Consider the following 17,847-nt stretch of genomic DNA (forward strand, 5'->3'; position numbering starts at 1 on the left):
CTCGCCGTTCGCGTTCTTCGGTCAGCTGCCCGATGTTCAGCCGTCCGACCGCAGGGTCTCGTAGAACGCCACGCAGTCCGCGTACGACGGGAGCAGGCCGGCCTTCTCCGCCTCGGCCAGGGACGGGGCCTCGGCGTCCTTCTCCGACAGCACCGGCTCGAACCCGGCGGGCCACTCGATGCCGAGGGTCGGGTCGAGCGGGTTGATGCCGTGTTCGCGGCCCGGGGCGTACCCGGCCGAGCACAGGTAGACCACCGTGGCGTCGTCGGTCAGCGCCATGAACGCGTGGCCCAGGCCCTCCGAGAGGAACACCGCGTGCCGGTTCTCCTCGTCCAGCCGGACCGCCTCCCAGCGGCCGAACGTGGGGGAGCCGACCCGGATGTCCACGATCACGTCCAGCACGGCGCCGCGGACGCACTTGACGTACTTGGACTGGCTCGGCGGCACGTCGGCGAAGTGGATGCCGCGCAGCACACCCCGCCGGGAGACCGAGCAGTTGGCCTGCACGAGGTCGAGGTCGTAGCCGAGGGCCTCGCGGAACTCCTCCGCCTTGAACCACTCGTGGAAGCTGCCCCGGTCGTCGGGGAAGACCTTGGGCTCCTGGACCCAGGCGCCTTCGATGCTCAGCGGTCGCACGGTTCTTACTTGCCTTCCTGTCGTGCGGGCTTCCTGCCCCTGCCGAGTGCCCTGACCAGCGCACGGCGCACCGGCAGCGGGAGCCTGCGGGCCAGCTTGCGGACGGCGCCCGGCCGGGACCTCGGGGCGGCGTCGGTCTCCGCGGCCGCCGCGGACTTCTTCGCGGCCGGCTTGACGACCTTCAGACCCGCCGGCGAGTTGCGGACGACCAGCGGCAGCGTGAAGAACCGCGGCTCCGCCACGTCCGCGGGAAGGGCCAGCGCGAGCAGCCAACCGCCCTCCTGGAGCGACCGGACCGGCAGCGGGGCGTCCAGCACCGCTCCGCCGCCCTCGGCGGGCGACAGCGTGGCGGGCACCTCCAGCACCTCGGCGGCGGGCTTGGGGCCGGTCAGCCGCACCGACGCCTTGACGTCACCGTCGACGTGGAACGGCAGCACCGCGCGCAGCCGGTCACCGGCCACGGTGAAGTCCTCGGGCTTGAACTCGCCGAAGCCGAGCCGCTTGCTCGCCATGTCGACGTCGAGGGCGAAGTTGTTCTTGACCGTCCAGTACGGCAGCACCCGCCGGCCACCGACCACGCCGGGGACCGGCACAGCGGGGAGCGGATCCCGGGACACCGGGAACAGCCGGTGCTCCCGGGTCCAGCCGCCGATCGTCAGCCGGACGAACGCGTCCCACAGGCCCGCCGTCAGCGGGGTGCCGCTGGCGGCGGTGGCCGGGTGCACGGTGGCCGTGGCCCGGACGACCAGGCGCACCCGGTCGGCCTCGCCCTCGACGGGCAGGGTCTCGCGGGTCAGCTCGACCGGCTGGAAGAACTGCGCGTGGGTCTCGCGCTCGCGCACCACCAGGTCGACACTGGCCTTGCCGAACCGGGCCGCGGTGCCGCGCTCCAGCCGGGAGATCGCCTCGGCGGCCGTCGCCGCCGGGCCCTCGGCGGAACCGGAGGCGCCGGCGGTGTCCGCCGGATAGGTCTTCGGGGCACCGTCCGCCGTGTACTCGGCGGTGAAGTCGAGCTTGAGGGCGCCGCCGTCCCAGGCGACCCGCTCCAGGGCCGTCGAGGGGGTGACGGCCGCCTCCCATTCGGCGACGGCGAGCACGTCCTCGTAGCGGCCGGCCGCGGCCAGCTCGGCGACCACGCGCTGGGCCGGGGCGAGCAGGGCGAACACGGACGGGCCCATCCGCTCGGCGATCACCTTGTGGATCTCGTCGAAGAGCTCCCTGCGGTAGTCGTCCGGCAGGTTGAGGAACCGCTTGCCCCGCAGCCGCTCGGTCATCTCGTTGTTCAGCCAGCGGTGGAACATCCGGTCGCGCTTGGCACCCGGCTCGGTGTAGCGCTCGACGACGTCGAGGGCCTCCCGGAGGTTGCCGAAGTAGCCGACCGGGTCGAAGCGCTGGAAACCGGCGTTGGAGGCGTCCTCGCGCTTGATGTGGTAGTAGCAGACGTAGTCGCTGAGCACCGAGATGTTCGACGCGCGCAGGTACGCCTCGGCGACGAAGACGTGGTCCTCCAGGCGCCGCCGTCCCTCGGGGAAGCGCAGGCCGATGCGGTCCAGGAAGGACCGGCGCAGCATCTTGTGCGGGGTCAGGCTGCTCATCAGGGGGGCGTTCTCGACGGTGGCCCGCGGGTGGTTGCGGCGGAACAGCTCCACCGGCACCGGGCGGCCCTTGCCCGCCATCTTGCCGATGACCAGGTCGGCCTCGTTGGCCACGCCGTAGTTGTACATCCGCTCCAGGGCTTCGTCGCCGAGGAAGTCGTCGTTGTCGACGAACATCACGAACTCGCCCTTGGAGGCGGCGATGCCGACGTTGCGGGGCTTGCCGGACCAGCCGGAGGGCTCCTGGTGGATCACCTGGATGTGCGGGTGCTCGGCCGCGAGCGCGTCCAGCCGGGCCGGGGTCTCGTCGCTGGAGCCGTCGTCCACGAAGATGACCTCGTACTCGTCGCGCGGCAGCGACTGCCGCAGCACCGAGGCGATGCAGTCCTCGATATAGGGCCCCGGGTTGTACACAGGGACGACAACACTGACCTTGACCGGCATCCGGCTTCCTAGCCCCCTGGATAAGCCGTCCATTCGCCTGGACGGCACCTACATGTGGCCGAATGCTAACCCGGTCCTGTCCCCGGGCGTGTCCCGCCCCTGGGTCAAGACCGGGTCGTGAAGTGTCATCCGTGCGTCAAAAAGGCTGCTCGGAGGTGGTCTCCGAGGCGGCCGTGCGATCAGTCGCGAGTCTTGGCGAGCAGCTCCAGGACCTCCGCGGTGCTGCCGGACTCACCCAGCCGGGGGAAGATCCGCTCGACGCTGCCGCGATGCGCCTCGCCGTCGCCGTCGGCCATGGCGTCCGTGGCGAGCGTCACATGGTAGCCGTGCGCGTAGGCGTCCCGGGCGGTGGACTCCACGCCGATGCTGGTGGCGATGCCGGCCAGCACGATCTGGGTGACACCCCGGCGGCGCAGCTGCACGTCCAGGTCGGTGCCGTGGAAGGCGCTCCAGTTGTGCTTGGTGACGCGGATGTCGCCGGCGTGGCCGGACAGCTCGTCGACGACGGTGTCCCAGCCCTCCGGGAAGGCGAGTCCGCGCGCCTGGCGCTCGGTGCGGCCCGGGACGGCGTCGGCGAAGTCGGCCGCGAAGGAGACCCGGACCAGGACGACGGGCAGACCCCGGGCGCGGAAGGCGTCGGCGAGCTCCGCCGCGCGGGCCACCACCTCGGGGCCGGTGTGCGGCTGGGTGGGCATGGCCACGATGCCCTGCTGGAGGTCGATGACGACCAGGGCGGTGCGCGGGTCGAGCGTGCTCAGAGACATGGGGTGGATCAGGCCTTTCGTACGGCTTGACGGGGTATGGGGGTGAGCCGGGCCAGGGAGCGGTCCGGCAGGGTGATCGCCAGCAGCAGTGCCGAGCCGGCGAGCATGAACAGGGCGAGGCCGTGCAGCCCGCCCGTGTCGGCGCGGTGCGGGTAGAACGCCGCGGTGGCGGCGGAGGCACTCAGCGCGCCGAGGTACATGAAGGTGCGCAGCAGTCCGGCGGCGGAGCCGATGCGGTCCGGGTCGGCCTGCCGGTACAGGGCGGTCTGCGCGGCGAGTCCGAGCAGGCCCTGCGGGATCCCGAGCAGCGCGCCGACCGCGAGCAGCAGCGGGACCGGGCTGCCGTCGCCGACCGTCAGCAGGGCCGCGCAGCCGGCGATCTGCAGCACGGAGCCAGCCACCAGCTTGCCGCGGACGGCCTCCCGGCGGCCGGTGACCGTGGCCGTGACCAGCGCGGTGGCCGACAGTGGCAGCAGCACCAGGCCGGTCGCGGAGGCGCTCAGGCCGCGGCCCTGCTCCAGCCACTGCGTGTAGCCGTACAGGAAGGCGTAGGACGTGGTGTACGCGAGGAGCTGGCGTACGTACGTCACGACGAGCGGGACGTTGCCGCCGAGCACCCGGAGGTCGACGAAGGGGTCCGGCACCCGCAGCTCCCGGGCCGCGAAGGCGGCGGCCGCGAGCGCGCTCAGCGCCGGCAGGTACCAGCGGTCCGGCCGTGGGCCCATCAGGAACAGCATCAGCGAGACCAGCAGGATGGCGAACAGGGCCATGCCCGCCAGGTCCGTGCGCCCGCGCCGGCCGGAGGGCGCGGCCCGCGGCAGCCACTTCACGCCGAGGAACAGGCAGGCTGCCGAGAGCGGCACGTTGACGGCGAACACGAGGTGCCAGCTGCCGGCGCCGATCAGGATCCCGCCGAGCGTCGGACCGATCACGGCCACCGTCTGGCTGGAGACGGCGAGCGCGGTCAGTACCCCGGCCGGGCTGTCCTGCCCGGTGCGCTCGGCCTCGCTCCGGGTCAGCCGCATCGCCGCCGGGTAGGCCGCCGACGTGCCGAACCCGAGCAGCACCCGCGCCGTGATCAGCATCCCCAGGGAGGGGGCCAGCGCCCCCATCAGGCCGGCGACGCCCACCAGTGCGGTGCCGACGAGGTAGAGCCGGCGCGGCCCGTACATGTCCACGAGCCGCCCGATCACCGGCTGCCCCACGGCGGTCGCCAGATACAGCGCGGTGACCAGCCACACCGTCTCGGCGGGCGGGGCGCCGAAGGCTATGCCGATCGGCACCAGGGCCACCGCGATCATCGAGGAGTTGATCGGGTTCAGTACGGAACCCAGGACCATCGGCGCGACCAGCCGCCGGTCGAATCCGGAGGGGGCCGGACGGGTGTCCCGCCGGGTGCCCCGGGTGAGCCTCGCCGTCACGGTCGCGACAGCCGGTCGAGCAGTTCGATGGCGGCCAGCAGGGTTCCCCGCTCGTCCTCCGAGTAGCGGTCCTGGAAGGCGCGGGCCAGCCACTCGTCGCGCGCCTGCCGGTTGCCCTCCACGCGGGCCTGACCGGCTTCGGTGAGGGTGACCAGCTGGCGGCGGCCGTCGGTGGGGTCGGGGCTGCGGCGGATCAGCCCGTGCCGGTCGAGCGCCGCCAGGGTGGTGGCCATGGACTGCGGCCGCACCCCTTCGGCGGAGGCGAGCGCACTCGCCGTGGCCGCGCCGTGCTTCGACACCAGGGAGAGGGCCGACTCCTGCGACGGGGTCAGGTCCGCGTCCTGGGCGACCTCCCGGATGCGGCGACGCAGCCGGCTGAACATCACCCGCAGGTCACGTGCCGCGCGGGTCGCGGACTCCGAGATCTCTGTCATGCGCCCACAGTAGAACCATCAGCCCAATCTGTCCAGTTGCAACTGTCCAACTGGAGCTGCACAGCTGAAGCTGTACAGCTCGGGCTGTCGAATCTGGCGGGAGATCTCGGAACGCCCTCCTGGCCTACGCTGGCCTGGTGCGCCTGCTCCTGACCTCCGACACGCACCTCTCGAAGCGTGCCAAGCGGCTCCCGGACCAGCTCCTCGCCGAGATTCCGCACGCGGACGTCGTCCTGCATGCCGGCGACTGGGTCGACGAGGCCACCCTCGACCTGCTGGAGAGCCGCAGCCGCCGCCTCCTCGCGGTGTACGGCAACAACGACGGCCCCGGTCTGCGCGCCCGGCTGCCCGAGGTGGCCTCGGCCGACCTGGGGGGCCTGCGCTTCGGGGTGATCCACGACACCGGCCCCGCCCAGGGCCGCGAGGCCCGCTGCGCCGCCCGCTTCCCGGACCTGGACGTGCTGGTCTTCGGCCACAGTCACATCCCCTGGGACACCACGGCCCCGGGCGGCCTGCGCCTGCTCAACCCCGGCTCGCCGACCGACCGCCGCCGCCAGCCCCACTGCACCTACCTGACGGTCACCGTCAGCGACGGCGCCCTCACCGAGGTGACCCTGCACCGACTGCCCAACCGCGTCTAGCGGGTTGCGGTCCTCCGGCGCCGAGTGGTGCGGCAGGTGCGGCACTTCCGGCGCAGTGCCGTCAGCGCCCAGGCCAGTGCCGCGGCCGCCGCCGCTGCCAGCGCGACCCGTCTGGCCACCGGCGGCCCCGCGGTGCGCAGCAGGTTCAGCGGCTCCGGCTCCTGCTCGTGGCCGCCGGCCGGTTCCCGGCCGCCGTCCTCCCGCTCGGTCAGCCGTTCCGCCAGGCAGCTCGCGAACTGCCCCACCAACCGGTCGCCCACCTCCGCCAGTACCCCGCGTCCGAACTGCGCCGGGCGGCCCGTCACCGTCAGGTCGGTGTGGACCGAGACCGCTGTGCCGCCGGCGTGTTCGGAGAGGGTGCCGGTGACCGTGGCCCTGGCCGTGCCCTGCCCGCGGGTCTCCCGGCCGCTGGCGGCCAGCACCAGCCGGTGCGCCGACTCGTCCTGTTCCTCGAACACCGCCGTGCCCCGGTAGGTCACCGTGACCGGGCCGACCTTGACCTTCACCGAACCGGTCACGGTCCTGCCGTCGTAGTCCTCGACGACAGCGCCCGGCAGGCACGGCGCGACCCGCTCGATGTCGAGGAGCGCGGGCCAGGCCTCGTCGACCGGGACGGGGACGGTGAACTCGTGGTGCAGTTCCATGACTCACTCCTCCTGGCCGTCAGCGGACGGCGGGTGCGTGGATGGCCCCGGTGGTCGTGGCCAGCGGTGCGCCGCTGCCGCCCCAGCGCAGGGCCACGATCTCGGCGGCGACGGACACGGCGACCTCCTCCGGGGTACGGGCGCCGAGGTCGAGGCCGAGCGGTGAGCGCAACCGGGACAGTTCGGCGCCGGTGAGACCGGCCTCGGCCAGCCGGGCGTGCCGCTCGGCGTGGGTCCGGCGGCTACCCATCGCCCCGATGTAGGCGGCCGGGCGGCGCAGGGCCTCCTCCAGCAGCGGCACGTCGAACTTCGGGTCGTGGGTGAGGACGCAGATCACCGTGCGGTCGTCGGTGTCCGTGCCGCTCAGGTAGCGGTGCGGCCAGTCGACGACGACCTCGACGGCGGCCGGGAACCGCTTGGGGGTGGCGAAGACCGGGCGGGCGTCGCAGACGGTGACCCGGTAGCCGAGGAAGTCGCCGATGCGGGCCACCGCGGCCGCGTAGTCGATCGCGCCGAAGACCAGCATCCGGGGCGGCGGCGCGAACGACTGGAGGAACACGGCGACCGCGTCCTCGCGGCGCTCGCCGTGCGGGCCGTAGTGCCGCAGACCGGAGGCTCCGAGCGCCAGTTCGCCGCGCGCGTCGGCGGTGACGGCGACGTCGAGGCCGGCCGTGCCGAGGGTGCCGGCCGTCCGGTCCGGCCAGACGGCGAGCGTGGCGCCCCGCGGCGCGGGTCCGTCCACCACGGTGGCCACGGTCACCGGCTCGCCCGCGGCGACCGACCCGGCGACCGCGCCGAACGCCGGGTCGGAGTCCACGGTCACCGGCCGGACCAGCAGGGTGAGCTCACCGCCGCAGGTCAGGCCGACCGCGAACGCGTCCGCGTCGCTGTAGCCGAAGGTCTGCAACCGGGGCTCGCCGCTCGCCACGACCTCCTGCGCCAGTTCGAAGACGGCGCCCTCGACACAGCCGCCGGACACACTGCCCACCACCTCGTCGTCCGGTCCGACCGCCATGGCCGCACCGGGGCCGCGCGGCGCGCTGCGGCTGACCGCGACCACCGTGGCCAGGCCGAACGGGATCCCGGCCGCGTGCCACCCGGCCAGCGTCGGCAGAATCTCACGCACCGTCCGCTCCCTTCCCCGGCCCGGCGCCGGCCCGCGCCCCGCGCACCACCGCGGCCAGCCGCTCCAGCGCCGCCATGCTGTGCCCCTCCACGAAGGAGTCGACGCTGGGCAGCGCCGCCGCCATCCCGGCCGCCAGCGGCGCGTAACCGGGCCGCGCCTTGCGGGGGTTCGCCCAGATCACCTGGTGGGCCAGGGCGTGCAGCAGACGCATCTGCTGCCCGAGCAGCTCCGGATCGCCGCGCTCCCAGCCGTCCGAGAGCAGGACGACGATCGCGCCCCGCGCCATGCCGCGCCGCCCCCACCGGTTCAGGAACTCGCGCAGCAGCTCGCCGAGTCGGGTGCCCCCGCGCCAGTCGGGCACCGCCGCCGCGACCTGGGCCATCGCCAGGTCCGGGTCCCGGTGCGACAGTTCGCGGGTGACGCGGGTCAGCCGGGTGCCGACGGTGAAAACCTCCGTCCGGCCCGCCCGCACCGCCGCGTGCGCGAACCGCAGCAGCGCGTCGGCGTACGGCCCCATCGAACCGCTCACGTCGACGAGCAGCACCACCCGGCGTGGCCGGGCCATGCGCGCGTGCCGCCGCAGCAGGGCCGGCTCCCCGCCGCGCCGCAGCAACTCCCGTACCGTGCGCCGCGGATCGACCTCCCCGCGCCGGGTGGGACGCCGCCGGGCCGAGCGCCGGGTCTGCCCCGCCAGGGTGAACGCGGCCAGCAGACGGCGCAGTTGCGCCCGCTCGGCCGGGGCGAGGTCGGTGACGTCGCGGTGCCGCAGCACCTCGGCGGAGCTGGCGAGGACGGCGGCGGGCGGTCCCGGCGACTCGCTCTCGCCCCCGGTCCGGGGGGCCGTCGAGGTCTCCCGTGCGACGAGCCGCGGCCGCGGCCGGGGAGCGGCGCGCACCGGCCGTCGGGCGGGCGTGCCGGCCGGTCCGAAGTACGCGGCGAACACCCTCTCGTAGCGCTCCAGGTCGTCATGGCCGCCGCACAGCGTCGCCCGTCCCGCCCAGTACACGTCCGCCCGCACCCCCGGCCGCAGGGCGGCCACCGCGCGCAGGAACGCGTACCCGCGCTCCGCGCTCGCGTCCACCCCGGCCGCCCGCAGCGCCCGTACGAAGCCGAGCAGTACGGCATCCGCCGGCACCCCGGCCGTCCTCGACAGCGCCGCGCCCATGCCCGCTCACCCGCCCCGGGCCGCGAGGACCGCCGCAATGTCGAGCCCCCGCGCCCGTTCGGTGTCCTCCCGGTACTTCAGCACCGAACCCAGCGTCGCCACGGCCAGCTCGGCGTCCACCTCGCTCGCCCCCAGCGCGTCCAGCGCCTCCGCCCAGTCCAGCGTCTCGGCCACCCCGGGCGGTTTGACCAGGTCCGCGCCCCGCAGCGCCTGCACCAGCGCGGTGACCTGCTCGGCCAGCCGGGCCGACACCCCTGGCAACCGGCCGCGCACGATGGCCAGTTCGCGGGCGAAGGAGGGATGGTCGAACCAGTGGTAGAGGCACCGCCGCTTCAGCGCGTCGTGCACCTCCCGGGTCCGGTTCGAGGTCAGCACCACCACCGGCGGCACCTCGGCCCGCAGCGTGCCCAGTTCGGGGATGGTGACCGAGTACTCGGAGAGCAGTTCGAGGAGGAACGCCTCGAACTCGTCGTCGGCCCGGTCGATCTCGTCCACCAGCAGCACCGACGGGTGCTGCTGGAGGGCCAGCAGCAGCGGCCGGGCGATCAGGAAGCGCCGGTCGTACAGCTCGCTCTCGAGCCGGTCCGCGTCCCGCACGCCCGCCGCCTCGGCGGCCCGCAGGTGCAGCAGCTGGCGGGGGAAGTCCCAGTCGTACAGGGCCTGCGCGGCGTCGATGCCCTCGTGGCACTGGAGCCGGATCAGCGGCGCGCCCAGCGCCTCGGCGAGGGCGCTGGCGAGCGCGGTCTTGCCCACGCCGGCGTCACCCTCGCAGAACAGCGGCCGGTGCAGTCTGAGGGCCAGGAAGCAGGTGACCGCCAGCCCTTCGTCGACGAGGTACCCCGTCTCCGCCAGCCGGGCCGCCACCTGCTCCGGGTCGTCCATGGGGGGAATCGGCGCTCACCCCATTCCACCGGCGGTCAGCACCGCCCGCCTGGTCAGCACCCGCGCGAGGTGCTCCCGGTACTCGGGCGAGGCCGACAGGTCCTGCGCGGGCCGGGTGCCCTCCGCCGCGGCCTCGGCGGCCCGGGCCACGGCCCCGGGGCCGTCGGCACCGAGCAGCGCCCGCTCGGCCGCGGTGGCCCGCAGCGGAGTGGAGCCCATGTTGGTGAGCCCGACGCGTGCCTCGGCGATGTGCCCGTCGTCCCGCCGCACCAGCGCCGCGACGCCGACGATGGCCCAGGACTGGGCGACCGCGTGGAACTTCTCGTAGTGGAAGCCCCAGCCGTCCGTCTTCGGGATCCGCACCTCCACCAGCAGTTCGTCGGGCGCGAGCGCCGACTGGAGGTAGTCCACGAAGAACTCCCGGGCCGGGACCGTGCGCCGCCCGCCCGGTCCGGCGACGACCAGTGAGGCGTCCAGGGCGAGCGCCACGGCCGGCAGGTCCCCGGCCGGGTCGGCGTGCGCGAGGGAGCCGCCGAGGGTGCCGCGGTGCCGTACGGCCGGGTCGGCGACGGTGGCCGTCGCCGCCGCCAGCAGCCCGGCGTGCCGTCGCACCAGCGGGTCGTGGACGACGTCGTGGTGCGTGGTCAGCGCGCCGATGACGAGCGTGTCGCCGTCCTCGCGGACCCCGCGCAGCCCGGGGATCCGGCCGACGTCGACGACCAGCTCCGGGAAGGCGAGCCGCAGCCGCAGCAACGGCAGCAGGCTCTGCCCGCCCGCCAGCACCTTCGCCTCCTCGCCCGCGTCGGCGAGCAGGCGCACCGCCTCGTCGACGCCGGTCGGACGGACGTAGTCGAACGCGGGGGGAATCATCCGGAACCCTCCTCACCGTACTGGCCCAGGTCGCCCGAGCGGGCGGCCTGCCCGGACTGTCCCGACCGCGCCGGGCCGGTCCCGCCGGCCTCCGCACCGGTCCCGTCCCGGCCGGCGCGGGCGGCCCGCAGGGCCTGCCACACCCGGTGCGGCGAGCAGGGCATCCGCACGTCGGTGACGCCCAGCGGGCGCAGCGCGTCGACCACGGCGTTGACCACCGCGGGCGTCGACGCGATCGTCCCGGCCTCGCCGACTCCCTTGACGCCCATGGCGTTCGAGGCCGCCGGGGTCTCCGTCCGGTCGGTGACGAAGTCCGGCAGGTCCGCCGCCGACGGCACGAGGTAGTCGGCCATGGTCCCGGAGACGAGGTTGCCCTCGTCGTCGTAGACGGCCTCCTCGTACAGCGCCTGCGCGATGCCCTGCGCCAGACCGCCGTGCACCTGGCCCTCCACGATCATCGGGTTGACCACGTGGCCGACGTCGTCCACGCAGACGTACGACCTGATCCGCGTCCGCCCGGTCTCCGTGTCGACCTCGACCGCGCACAGGTGGGTGCCGTGCGGGTAGGAGAAGTTCTCCGGGTCGACCACCGTCTCGGCGTTGATGGAGGGCTCCACGCCGTCGGGCAGGTCGTGGCTGGTGAACGCCTCGAAGGCGATCTCCTGGATGGTCCTGCGCGCCTCCGGCGAGCCCTTCACCGCGAACACGCCGTCCGTGAACTCCAGGTCCTGCTCGTTCGCCTCCAGCAGGTGCGCGGCGACCTTCCGCGCCTTCTCGACCACCTTCACCGCCGCCCGGTGCACGGCCTCGCCGCCCACGGCCAGTGACCGCGAGCCGTAGGTGTCCATGCCCTGCGGGGAGGACCGGGTGTCGCCGTGCACCACCTCGACGTCCTCGAACGGCACGCCCAGCACGTCGGCCGCGATCTGGCTCCAGCAGGTCTCGTGGCTCTGCCCGTGCGGACTGGTGCCGGTGACCACCTCGACCTTCCCGGTGGGCAGCATGCGGATGCTCGCCGCCTCCCAGCCGCCGGCCCCGTACCGCAGGTCGCGCAGCACCCGGCTCGGCGCCAGACCGCACATCTCGGTGAAGGTCGACACGCCGATGCCGAGACGTACGGTGTCGCCGCGCTCGCGCTGCTCGCGCTGCTCGGCGCGCAGCTCGTCGTAGCGGAACAGGCCGAGGGCCTTCTCCGTGGCCGCCTCGTAGTCGCCGCTGTCGTAGGTCAGCCCGGCGATCGTGGTGTACGGGAACTCCTCGTGCCGGATCCAGTTCCGGCGCCGCAACTCCACCGGGTCCAGGCCGAGTTCGGCGGCCAGATCGTCCATGATCCGCTCGATGGCGAAGGTCGCCTCCGGGCGTCCGGCGCCGCGGTAGGCGTCCGTGGGCGTCCGGGTGGTGAAGACGCCGGTGCAGGTGAACTCGTAGGCGTCCATCTTGTAGATCGCCGGGTACATGAAGGCGCCGAGGATCGGGATGCCCGGGGTGACCAGCATCAGGTAGGCGCCCATGTCGGCGATCAGGTCCACCTTCAGGCCGAGCAGCCTGCCCTCGCGGGTGGCGGCGACCTCGACGTCCTGGATCATGCCCCGGCCGTGGTGGGTGGCGAGGTAGCCCTCGGAGCGGGACTCCGTCCACTTCACGGGGCGGCCCAGCCGGCGGGCGACGGCGAGCGCGACGGCCTCCTCGCCGTACACCTGGAGCTTGGAGCCGAAGCCGCCGCCCACGTCCGGGGCGACCACCCGGAGCTTGTGCTCGGGGATGCCGGTGACGGTGGCCAGCATGATCCGCAGGATGTGCGGGATCTGGGTCGCCGAGTAGACCGTGTACTCGCCGGAGGCGGCGATCGGGGTGACCACGACCGCGCGCGGCTCCATCGCGTTGGGGATCAGCCGCTGCTGGTGGTAGCGGCGCCTGAGGGTCACCTCGGCACGCTCGCGTACCGACGCGAAGTTCTCCCCGGTGGCGAGCGGCCAGGTGTAGCAGCGGTTGGTGCCCTTGTCCGCGTGGACCAGCGGGGCGTCGTCGGCGAGGGCGGCCTCCAGGTCGAGGACCGGGGGCAGCGGGTCGTAGTCGACCTCGATCGCCTCCAGCGCGTCGGCGGCGGCGTACCGGTCGCGGGCCACCACGACGGCCACCGGGTCGCCGGCGTGCCGGACCTCGTCGACCGCGATCGGCGGGTGGTCGGGCAGCACGATGTCCTCGGTGACCGGCCAGGCGCAGGGGAGCGGCCCCAGGCCCTCGGCCAGGTCACGACCGGCGAACGCGGCGACCACCCCGGGGCGTTCCAGGGCGGGGGAGACGTCGACGCGGGTGAGCCGGGCGTGCGCCATCGGACTGCGCAGGAAGGCCAGGTGGAGCAGTCCGGCGACCTGGATGTTGTCGGTCCAGGTGGTCTGGCCGGTGACCAGCCGGGCGTCCTCCTTGCGCAGCCGGGCACGGCCGATCTCGTGTGCTGCGGGTCCTACGGCCTGGTCGGTCATGCCGTGGCCTCCTCGGGTACCTGTTGCCCGGAGGCGGCGAGCACCGAGCGGACGATGTTCTGGTAGCCGGTGCACCGGCACAGGTTGCCCTCCAGGGCATGGCGGATCTCGTCCGAGGTCGGGTGCGGGTTCTCGCGCAGCAGGTCCCGGGCCGCCATGATCATCCCGGGGGTGCAGTAGCCGCACTGCAGTCCGTGCCGCTCGTGGAAGGCCCGCTGCAGGGCCGTCCACTCCCCGTTCCCGGACAGCCCCTGGACGGTGGTCACCGTGCAGCCGTCCGCCTGGACGGCCAGCACCGAGCAGCTCTTGACGCTCGCCCCGTCCAGCTCGACCGTGCACGCTCCGCAGTTCGAGGTGTCGCAGCCGATCGGGGTGCCGGTCAGGCCGAGACGGTCGCGCAGGTAGTGGACCAGCAGCAGACGGGGTTCCACCTCGTCCGTGTAGGACGTGCCGTCCACCGTCACCTTGATGTGGGTCATGTGGCCTCCAGACCGAGCGGCGGGAAGGAGGGAATTCAGCCATACGGCGTGATGTAGGTCACTCTAGAACCGTGTGAAGGGGGCGGCGAGTGCGGGAGCGGCGCCGTGCCGCGCGTTAATCCGTTGCCGGCGCCGGGGCTGTCCTGCTGCACTGCTGGTCACCCGACGGCACAGAGAGAGGGCCACCGATGCGCACTGCGTGCATGTCCACCGAGGAAGGAATCCCGCCCATGCCGAAGGACATCACGCCCCGTGCATCTGCTCAATCTCGGAATTCTCGCCCACGTCGACGCCGGTAAGACCTCGCTCACCGAGCGGCTGCTGCACACCGCCGGCGTCACCGACGAACTCGGCAGCGTCGACGAGGGCAGCACCCGCACCGACACCCTCGCCCTGGAGCGGCAGCGGGGCATCACCATCAGGTCCGCGGTCGTGTCGTTCCCGCTGGACGGCGTCACCGTCAACCTCATCGACACGCCGGGGCACCCGGACTTCATCGCCGAGGTGGAGCGGATCCTCGGGGTGCTGGACGGCGCGGTGCTCGTCGTCTCGGCCGTGGAGGGCGTCCAGGCGCAGACCCGCGTCCTGATGCGGACCCTGCGCCGGCTGCGCATCCCCACCCTGGTCTTCGTCAACAAGATCGACCGGCGGGGCGCCCGCGGCGACGCCGTCCTGGCCCAGCTGGCGCGTGGGCTGGCCGTCCCCGTCGTCCCGATGGGCCGGGCCGCCGCACTCGGCACGCGCGCCGCCCGCTTCCTGCCCGGTCTCGGCCCGGCCGCGCTGGACGTCCTCGCCGACCACGACGACGCGCTGCTCGCCGCCTACCTCGACGGCGGTGTCCCCGAGGCCCGGCTGCGCGCCGCCCTGGCCGAGCAGACCCGGCGGGCCGTGGTCCATCCGGTGTACTTCGGCTCCGCCGCCACCGGCGCCGGCGTGCCCGAGCTGATCGCCGGAGTCGAGCGGCTGCTCCCGGCCGCGGGCGGCGACCCGGCCGGGCCGCTGTCGGCCACGGTCTTCAAGGTGGAGCGGGGGCCGGCGGGGGAGAAGATCGCCTATGCGCGCGTCTTCTCCGGCACCCTGCGGGTCCGGGACCGGATCCCGTTCGGCGACGGCCCCGAGGCGGGTGGCGCCGCCGGGACCAGCGCCCCCGACGGACGTCCGGAGGGCCGGGTCACCGCGCTCGGTGTCTTCGAGCGCGGCGGCGAACGGCGGCAGGACAGCGCCGGTGCCGGGCGGATCGTCAAGGCGTGGGGACTCGGCGCCGTCCGGATCGGCGACACCCTCGGCCTGCCGGGGCGGGCGTACGAGCACCACTTCGCGCCCCCGACCCTGGAGACCGTCGTGGTCCCCGGGCCGGGTACCGACCGGCGCTCGCTGCATGTCGCCCTCACCCAGCTGGCCGAGCAGGACCCGCTGATCGACGTCCGCCACGACGAGGTACGGCAGGAGACCTCCGTCTCCCTCTACGGCGAGGTGCAGAAGGAGGTGATCCAGGCGACGCTCGCCGACGAGTACGGCCTCGACGTCGCGTTCCGGGAGACCACCACCATCTGCGTCGAACGGGTGGTGGGCACGGGAGCCGCCGTCGAGTTCAACAAGAAGGACGGCAACACCTTCCTCGCCACGGTCGGCCTGCGGGTGGAACCCGCCCCGCCGGGCGCGGGCGTCGGCTTCCGCCTGGAGGTGGAGCTGGGCTCGATGCCGTACGCCTTCTTCAAGGCCGTCGAGGACACCGTGCGGGAGACCCTCGGACAGGGGCTGCACGGCTGGCGGATCCCGGACTGCACGGTGACCATGACCCACTCCGGCTACTCGCCCCGGCAGAGCCATGCCCACCAGGGCTTCGACAAGAGCATGTCGAGCACCGGCCAGGACTTCCGCGGCCTCACCCCGCTGGTGCTGACCGAGGCGCTGCGCCGGGCCGGCACCAGGGTGCACGAGCCGATGCACCGCTTCCGCCTGGAGGCCCCCGCGGACACGCTGGGCGCGCTGCTGCCGGTCCTCGCCCGGCTCGGCGCGGTGCCGCGGCGGACCGGGACCGAGGGCCTGCTCGCGGTGCTGGAGGGCGCGCTGCCCGCGGCCCGGGTGCACGGGCTGGAGCAGCGGCTGCCGGGGCTGACCCGCGGCGAGGGCGAGCTGGAGACCGCCTTCGACCACTACGCGCCGGTGGAGCGGGGGCCGCTGCCCGAGCGGCCGCGCACCGACCACAACCCGCTCCGTCGCAAGGAGTACCTGCTGAACGTGGCGGGACGGGTGAACGGCTGAGGGAACCGGCACTCAACTTACTCGTGAGTCAGAAGTATTGACTGTGTCCGGAAATCACCGGACTGTAATGGACATGACGAATATCCGGGCACGTCTGATCGTTGTCCTGGTTGTCCTCTGCGGATTCCTCGCGGTGGCGGGCACCCCGGCCGCCACCGCAGCCACCCCGTCCGACTCCCTCCCGTTCGACGGCACCGCGCTCACCGTGCAGAACGGCCGTTTCGTCGACGGCCAGGGCCGTGAGGTCGTGCTGCGCGGCTACAACGTCTCCGGCGAGACCAAGCTGGAGGAGAACAGCGGGCTGCCCTTCGCCTCGGTCGCCGACGCGAAGAAGTCCGCCACCGCGGTACGCGCCCTCGGCGGCGGCAATGCCGTGCGCTTCCTGCTCTCCTGGGCGCACGCCGAGCCCGCCCGGGGCCAGGTGGACACCGCCTACCTGGCCGCCGTGACCGCGCAGCTGCAGGCCTTCCTCGACGCGGGCATCCGCGTCTTCCCCGACTTCCACCAGGACCTGTACTCGCGCCACCTGTTCAACTCGGGCAGCTGGTACACGGGCGACGGCGCCCCCGAGTGGGCGGTGGACCTGGGCGGCTATCCCGCCGAGTCCTGCGGCATCTGCCTCTTCTGGGGCCAGAACATCACCCAGAACGCGGCCGTCCAGAAGGCCCAGTACGACTTCTGGCACAACACCTACGGCCTCCAGGACGCCTTCCTGGCCACCGCCCAGACCACGATGACCTACCTGGCCCAGCACCTGTCGGCCGACGAGTTCGCGGGCGTGGTCGGCTTCGACCCCTACAACGAGCCCTACGCCGGCACCTACGACTCCGGGGAGACCTCCCGAACCTGGGAGCAGAACCGGCTGTGGCCCTTCTACCAGAAGTTCCGGGCGCGGATGGACGCGGCCGGCTGGGCCGGCAAGCCCACCCTCGTCGAGCCCAACCTCTACTGGAACGGCAACGTCACCAACCAGGAAGGCGGACTGCTCGACGCGGGCACGCTCGGTCCGCGGTACGTCTTCAACACCCACTTCTACGACCAGAAGGCGATCTCCGGCATCCTGATGTGGGGCAACGCGTCCGACGGGCAGTACAGCACCGACTTCGGCACCGTCCGGGACCGCGCCTCGGCCGCCGGGACGACGGCGATCGTCAGCGAGTTCGGGCACCCGCTGTCCGGCACCACCGCCGGCAAGGCGCCGACCGTCGACAAGGCGATGTACCAGGCCCTGGACTCCCGTCTCTCCGGCGCGAACTGGTGGTCCACCCCGGCTGCCTCGGGACCGGTCCTCTCCGGCACCCAGTGGCAGTGGGACATCTACAACGGCCGCCACCACGAGCTGATGAACGGCAATCCGAGCAAGGTCCTCACCTCCGGTGACGCCTGGAACGACGAGGACCTCTCGGCCGTGAACATGACCGACTCGGGCACCGTGACACTCCGTCAGGACGCCCGGCTGCTCGACCGGGTCTACCCGTCCGCCACCTCCGGCACCACCCTCGCCTTCACCTACGAGGACCGCTCCCGGGACGGCTCCACGACCCTGACCTGGAACCCGGTGCCCAGCTCGCTGCCGAACGTGGCCGCGCTGGTCGGCTCCGGACAGTACGCCGTCCAGGTCTGGCGCTCCGGCAGCGCGACCGCACCGACCGACCTCCACCTCCCGGCCTCCTTCCCGCCCGCGTCCACGACGGTCGTCTCCGACCTGGGCACGGCGTACGCGCCCCCGGCGTACACGTCCGCCACCCCGGTCGGCGTGGCGGCGGAACCGGGTGGGACGGGCAGCCGCCGACTGCTGCTCACCGACTCGGACTCAGGTGTGCTGCACTTCGCGCTGGTGACCAACGGGGCGACCTCGCCCGGTTCCGCCCTGCTGAACGCGGCGAAGGCGGAGCTGGCCGCCTGGGTGGCCGCGAAGTTCTGAACGGACCGTCGGGCGCCGGGGGGGGGGGGCCCCCCGCGGGCGCCGGGCCCGGCGCACCCGCGGGGGGGAGTGGG

15 protein-coding genes are annotated in these 17,847 nt (G+C 73.5%); 3 read left to right on the forward strand and 12 right to left on the reverse strand.

Going from position 1 to position 17,847, the window contains the following annotated elements; genetic code table 11:
* Positions 1–36: 36 nt before the first annotated feature.
* The 5 genes from rfbC to AB0M11_RS38585 all read right to left on the reverse strand — a co-directional run bounded on the left by rfbC (position 37) and on the right by AB0M11_RS38585 (position 5,294).
* Entirely contained in the window at positions 37–636 is a 600-nt protein-coding gene (rfbC, locus tag AB0M11_RS38565; RefSeq protein ID WP_365713124.1) for a dTDP-4-dehydrorhamnose 3,5-epimerase, read from the reverse strand.
* 5 nt (positions 637–641) lie between these two features.
* Positions 642–2,675, reverse strand: coding sequence for a glycosyltransferase family A protein (locus tag AB0M11_RS38570; protein ID WP_365713126.1), 2,034 nt, complete (start codon positions 2,673–2,675; stop codon positions 642–644).
* Positions 2,676–2,854: 179 nt separating this feature from the next.
* A complete protein-coding gene (locus AB0M11_RS38575; protein WP_365713128.1) occupies positions 2,855–3,439 on the reverse strand; it encodes a hydrolase in 585 nt (194 codons plus the stop codon).
* Positions 3,440–3,447: 8 nt separating this feature from the next.
* Positions 3,448–4,860 carry an MFS transporter gene (locus tag AB0M11_RS38580; RefSeq protein WP_365713130.1) on the reverse strand — a complete coding sequence of 471 codons (1,413 nt, stop codon included), beginning with the start codon at positions 4,858–4,860 and terminating at the stop codon, positions 3,448–3,450.
* Positions 4,857–5,294 (reverse strand): MarR family transcriptional regulator, encoded by a 438-nt coding sequence (locus AB0M11_RS38585; RefSeq protein ID WP_365713132.1) that lies wholly within the window; start codon positions 5,292–5,294, stop codon positions 4,857–4,859. The genes AB0M11_RS38580 and AB0M11_RS38585 overlap by 4 nt, the downstream gene beginning before the upstream one ends.
* Before the next feature lie 137 nt (positions 5,295–5,431).
* Here AB0M11_RS38585 and AB0M11_RS38590 point away from each other — a divergent pair, with 137 nt between their 5' ends.
* Entirely contained in the window at positions 5,432–5,935 is a 504-nt protein-coding gene (locus tag AB0M11_RS38590; protein WP_365713134.1) for a metallophosphoesterase, read from the forward strand.
* Here AB0M11_RS38590 and AB0M11_RS38595 read toward each other — a convergent pair.
* Genes AB0M11_RS38595 through AB0M11_RS38625 form a run of 7 tightly spaced genes read right to left on the reverse strand, consistent with a single transcriptional unit; the run spans position 5,932 to position 13,584 of the window.
* Positions 5,932–6,579 (reverse strand): SRPBCC family protein, encoded by a 648-nt coding sequence (locus tag AB0M11_RS38595; RefSeq protein WP_365713136.1) that lies wholly within the window; start codon positions 6,577–6,579, stop codon positions 5,932–5,934. The genes AB0M11_RS38590 and AB0M11_RS38595 overlap by 4 nt on opposite strands.
* A gap of 19 nt (positions 6,580–6,598) precedes the next feature.
* Complete coding sequence (locus AB0M11_RS38600; RefSeq protein ID WP_365713138.1) at positions 6,599–7,705, reverse strand: XdhC/CoxI family protein; 1,107 nt, start codon at positions 7,703–7,705, stop codon at positions 6,599–6,601.
* Entirely contained in the window at positions 7,698–8,870 is a 1,173-nt protein-coding gene (locus tag AB0M11_RS38605; protein ID WP_365713140.1) for a VWA domain-containing protein, read from the reverse strand. The genes AB0M11_RS38600 and AB0M11_RS38605 overlap by 8 nt, the downstream gene beginning before the upstream one ends.
* 6 nt (positions 8,871–8,876) lie before the next feature.
* Positions 8,877–9,752: a MoxR family ATPase gene (locus AB0M11_RS38610; RefSeq protein WP_365713142.1), complete on the reverse strand. Its 876-nt coding sequence runs from the start codon at positions 9,750–9,752 to the stop codon at positions 8,877–8,879.
* 15 nt (positions 9,753–9,767) lie between these two features.
* Positions 9,768–10,622, reverse strand: a complete 855-nt coding sequence (locus AB0M11_RS38615; protein WP_365713144.1) for a xanthine dehydrogenase family protein subunit M — start codon at positions 10,620–10,622, stop codon at positions 9,768–9,770.
* Entirely contained in the window at positions 10,619–13,105 is a 2,487-nt protein-coding gene (locus AB0M11_RS38620) for a xanthine dehydrogenase family protein molybdopterin-binding subunit (RefSeq protein WP_365713146.1), read from the reverse strand. The genes AB0M11_RS38615 and AB0M11_RS38620 overlap by 4 nt, the downstream gene beginning before the upstream one ends.
* Positions 13,102–13,584 (reverse strand): (2Fe-2S)-binding protein, encoded by a 483-nt coding sequence (locus AB0M11_RS38625; RefSeq protein ID WP_365713148.1) that lies wholly within the window; start codon positions 13,582–13,584, stop codon positions 13,102–13,104. Before AB0M11_RS38625 ends, AB0M11_RS38620 begins: the two co-directional genes overlap by 4 nt.
* A 252-nt stretch (positions 13,585–13,836) precedes the next feature.
* Here AB0M11_RS38625 and AB0M11_RS38630 point away from each other — a divergent pair, with 252 nt between their 5' ends.
* Positions 13,837–15,849 (forward strand): translation factor GTPase family protein, encoded by a 2,013-nt coding sequence (locus AB0M11_RS38630; protein ID WP_365713150.1) that lies wholly within the window; start codon positions 13,837–13,839, stop codon positions 15,847–15,849.
* A 67-nt stretch (positions 15,850–15,916) separates the two neighbouring features.
* The gene (locus AB0M11_RS38635) at positions 15,917–17,773 is read left to right on the forward strand and encodes a cellulase family glycosylhydrolase (protein WP_365713152.1); all 1,857 of its coding nucleotides are present in this window, start codon (positions 15,917–15,919) and stop codon (positions 17,771–17,773) included.
* Positions 17,774–17,847: the final 74 nt, after the last annotated feature.

The organism is Streptomyces sp. NPDC051987, assembly GCF_040680735.1.
Classification (GTDB): domain Bacteria; phylum Actinomycetota; class Actinomycetes; order Streptomycetales; family Streptomycetaceae; genus Streptomyces.

What these genes read in the sequence shown, in the direction of transcription:
- AB0M11_RS38570 (WP_365713126.1), bottom strand. Translation starts at nt 2,675, where the DNA reads ATGCCGGTCAAGGTCAGTGTTGTCGTCCCTGTGTACAACCCGGGGCCC.
- AB0M11_RS38575 (WP_365713128.1), bottom strand. Translation starts at nt 3,439, where the DNA reads ATGTCTCTGAGCACGCTCGACCCGCGCACCGCCCTGGTCGTCATCGAC.
- AB0M11_RS38585 (WP_365713132.1), bottom strand. Translation starts at nt 5,294, where the DNA reads ATGACAGAGATCTCGGAGTCCGCGACCCGCGCGGCACGTGACCTGCGG.
- AB0M11_RS38595 (WP_365713136.1), bottom strand. Translation starts at nt 6,579, where the DNA reads ATGGAACTGCACCACGAGTTCACCGTCCCCGTCCCGGTCGACGAGGCC.
- AB0M11_RS38605 (WP_365713140.1), bottom strand. Translation starts at nt 8,870, where the DNA reads ATGGGCGCGGCGCTGTCGAGGACGGCCGGGGTGCCGGCGGATGCCGTA.
- AB0M11_RS38610 (WP_365713142.1), bottom strand. Translation starts at nt 9,752, where the DNA reads ATGGACGACCCGGAGCAGGTGGCGGCCCGGCTGGCGGAGACGGGGTAC.
- AB0M11_RS38615 (WP_365713144.1), bottom strand. Translation starts at nt 10,622, where the DNA reads ATGATTCCCCCCGCGTTCGACTACGTCCGTCCGACCGGCGTCGACGAG.
- AB0M11_RS38620 (WP_365713146.1), bottom strand. Translation starts at nt 13,105, where the DNA reads ATGACCGACCAGGCCGTAGGACCCGCAGCACACGAGATCGGCCGTGCC.
- AB0M11_RS38625 (WP_365713148.1), bottom strand. Translation starts at nt 13,584, where the DNA reads ATGACCCACATCAAGGTGACGGTGGACGGCACGTCCTACACGGACGAG.
- AB0M11_RS38635 (WP_365713152.1), top strand. Translation starts at nt 15,917, where the DNA reads ATGGACATGACGAATATCCGGGCACGTCTGATCGTTGTCCTGGTTGTC.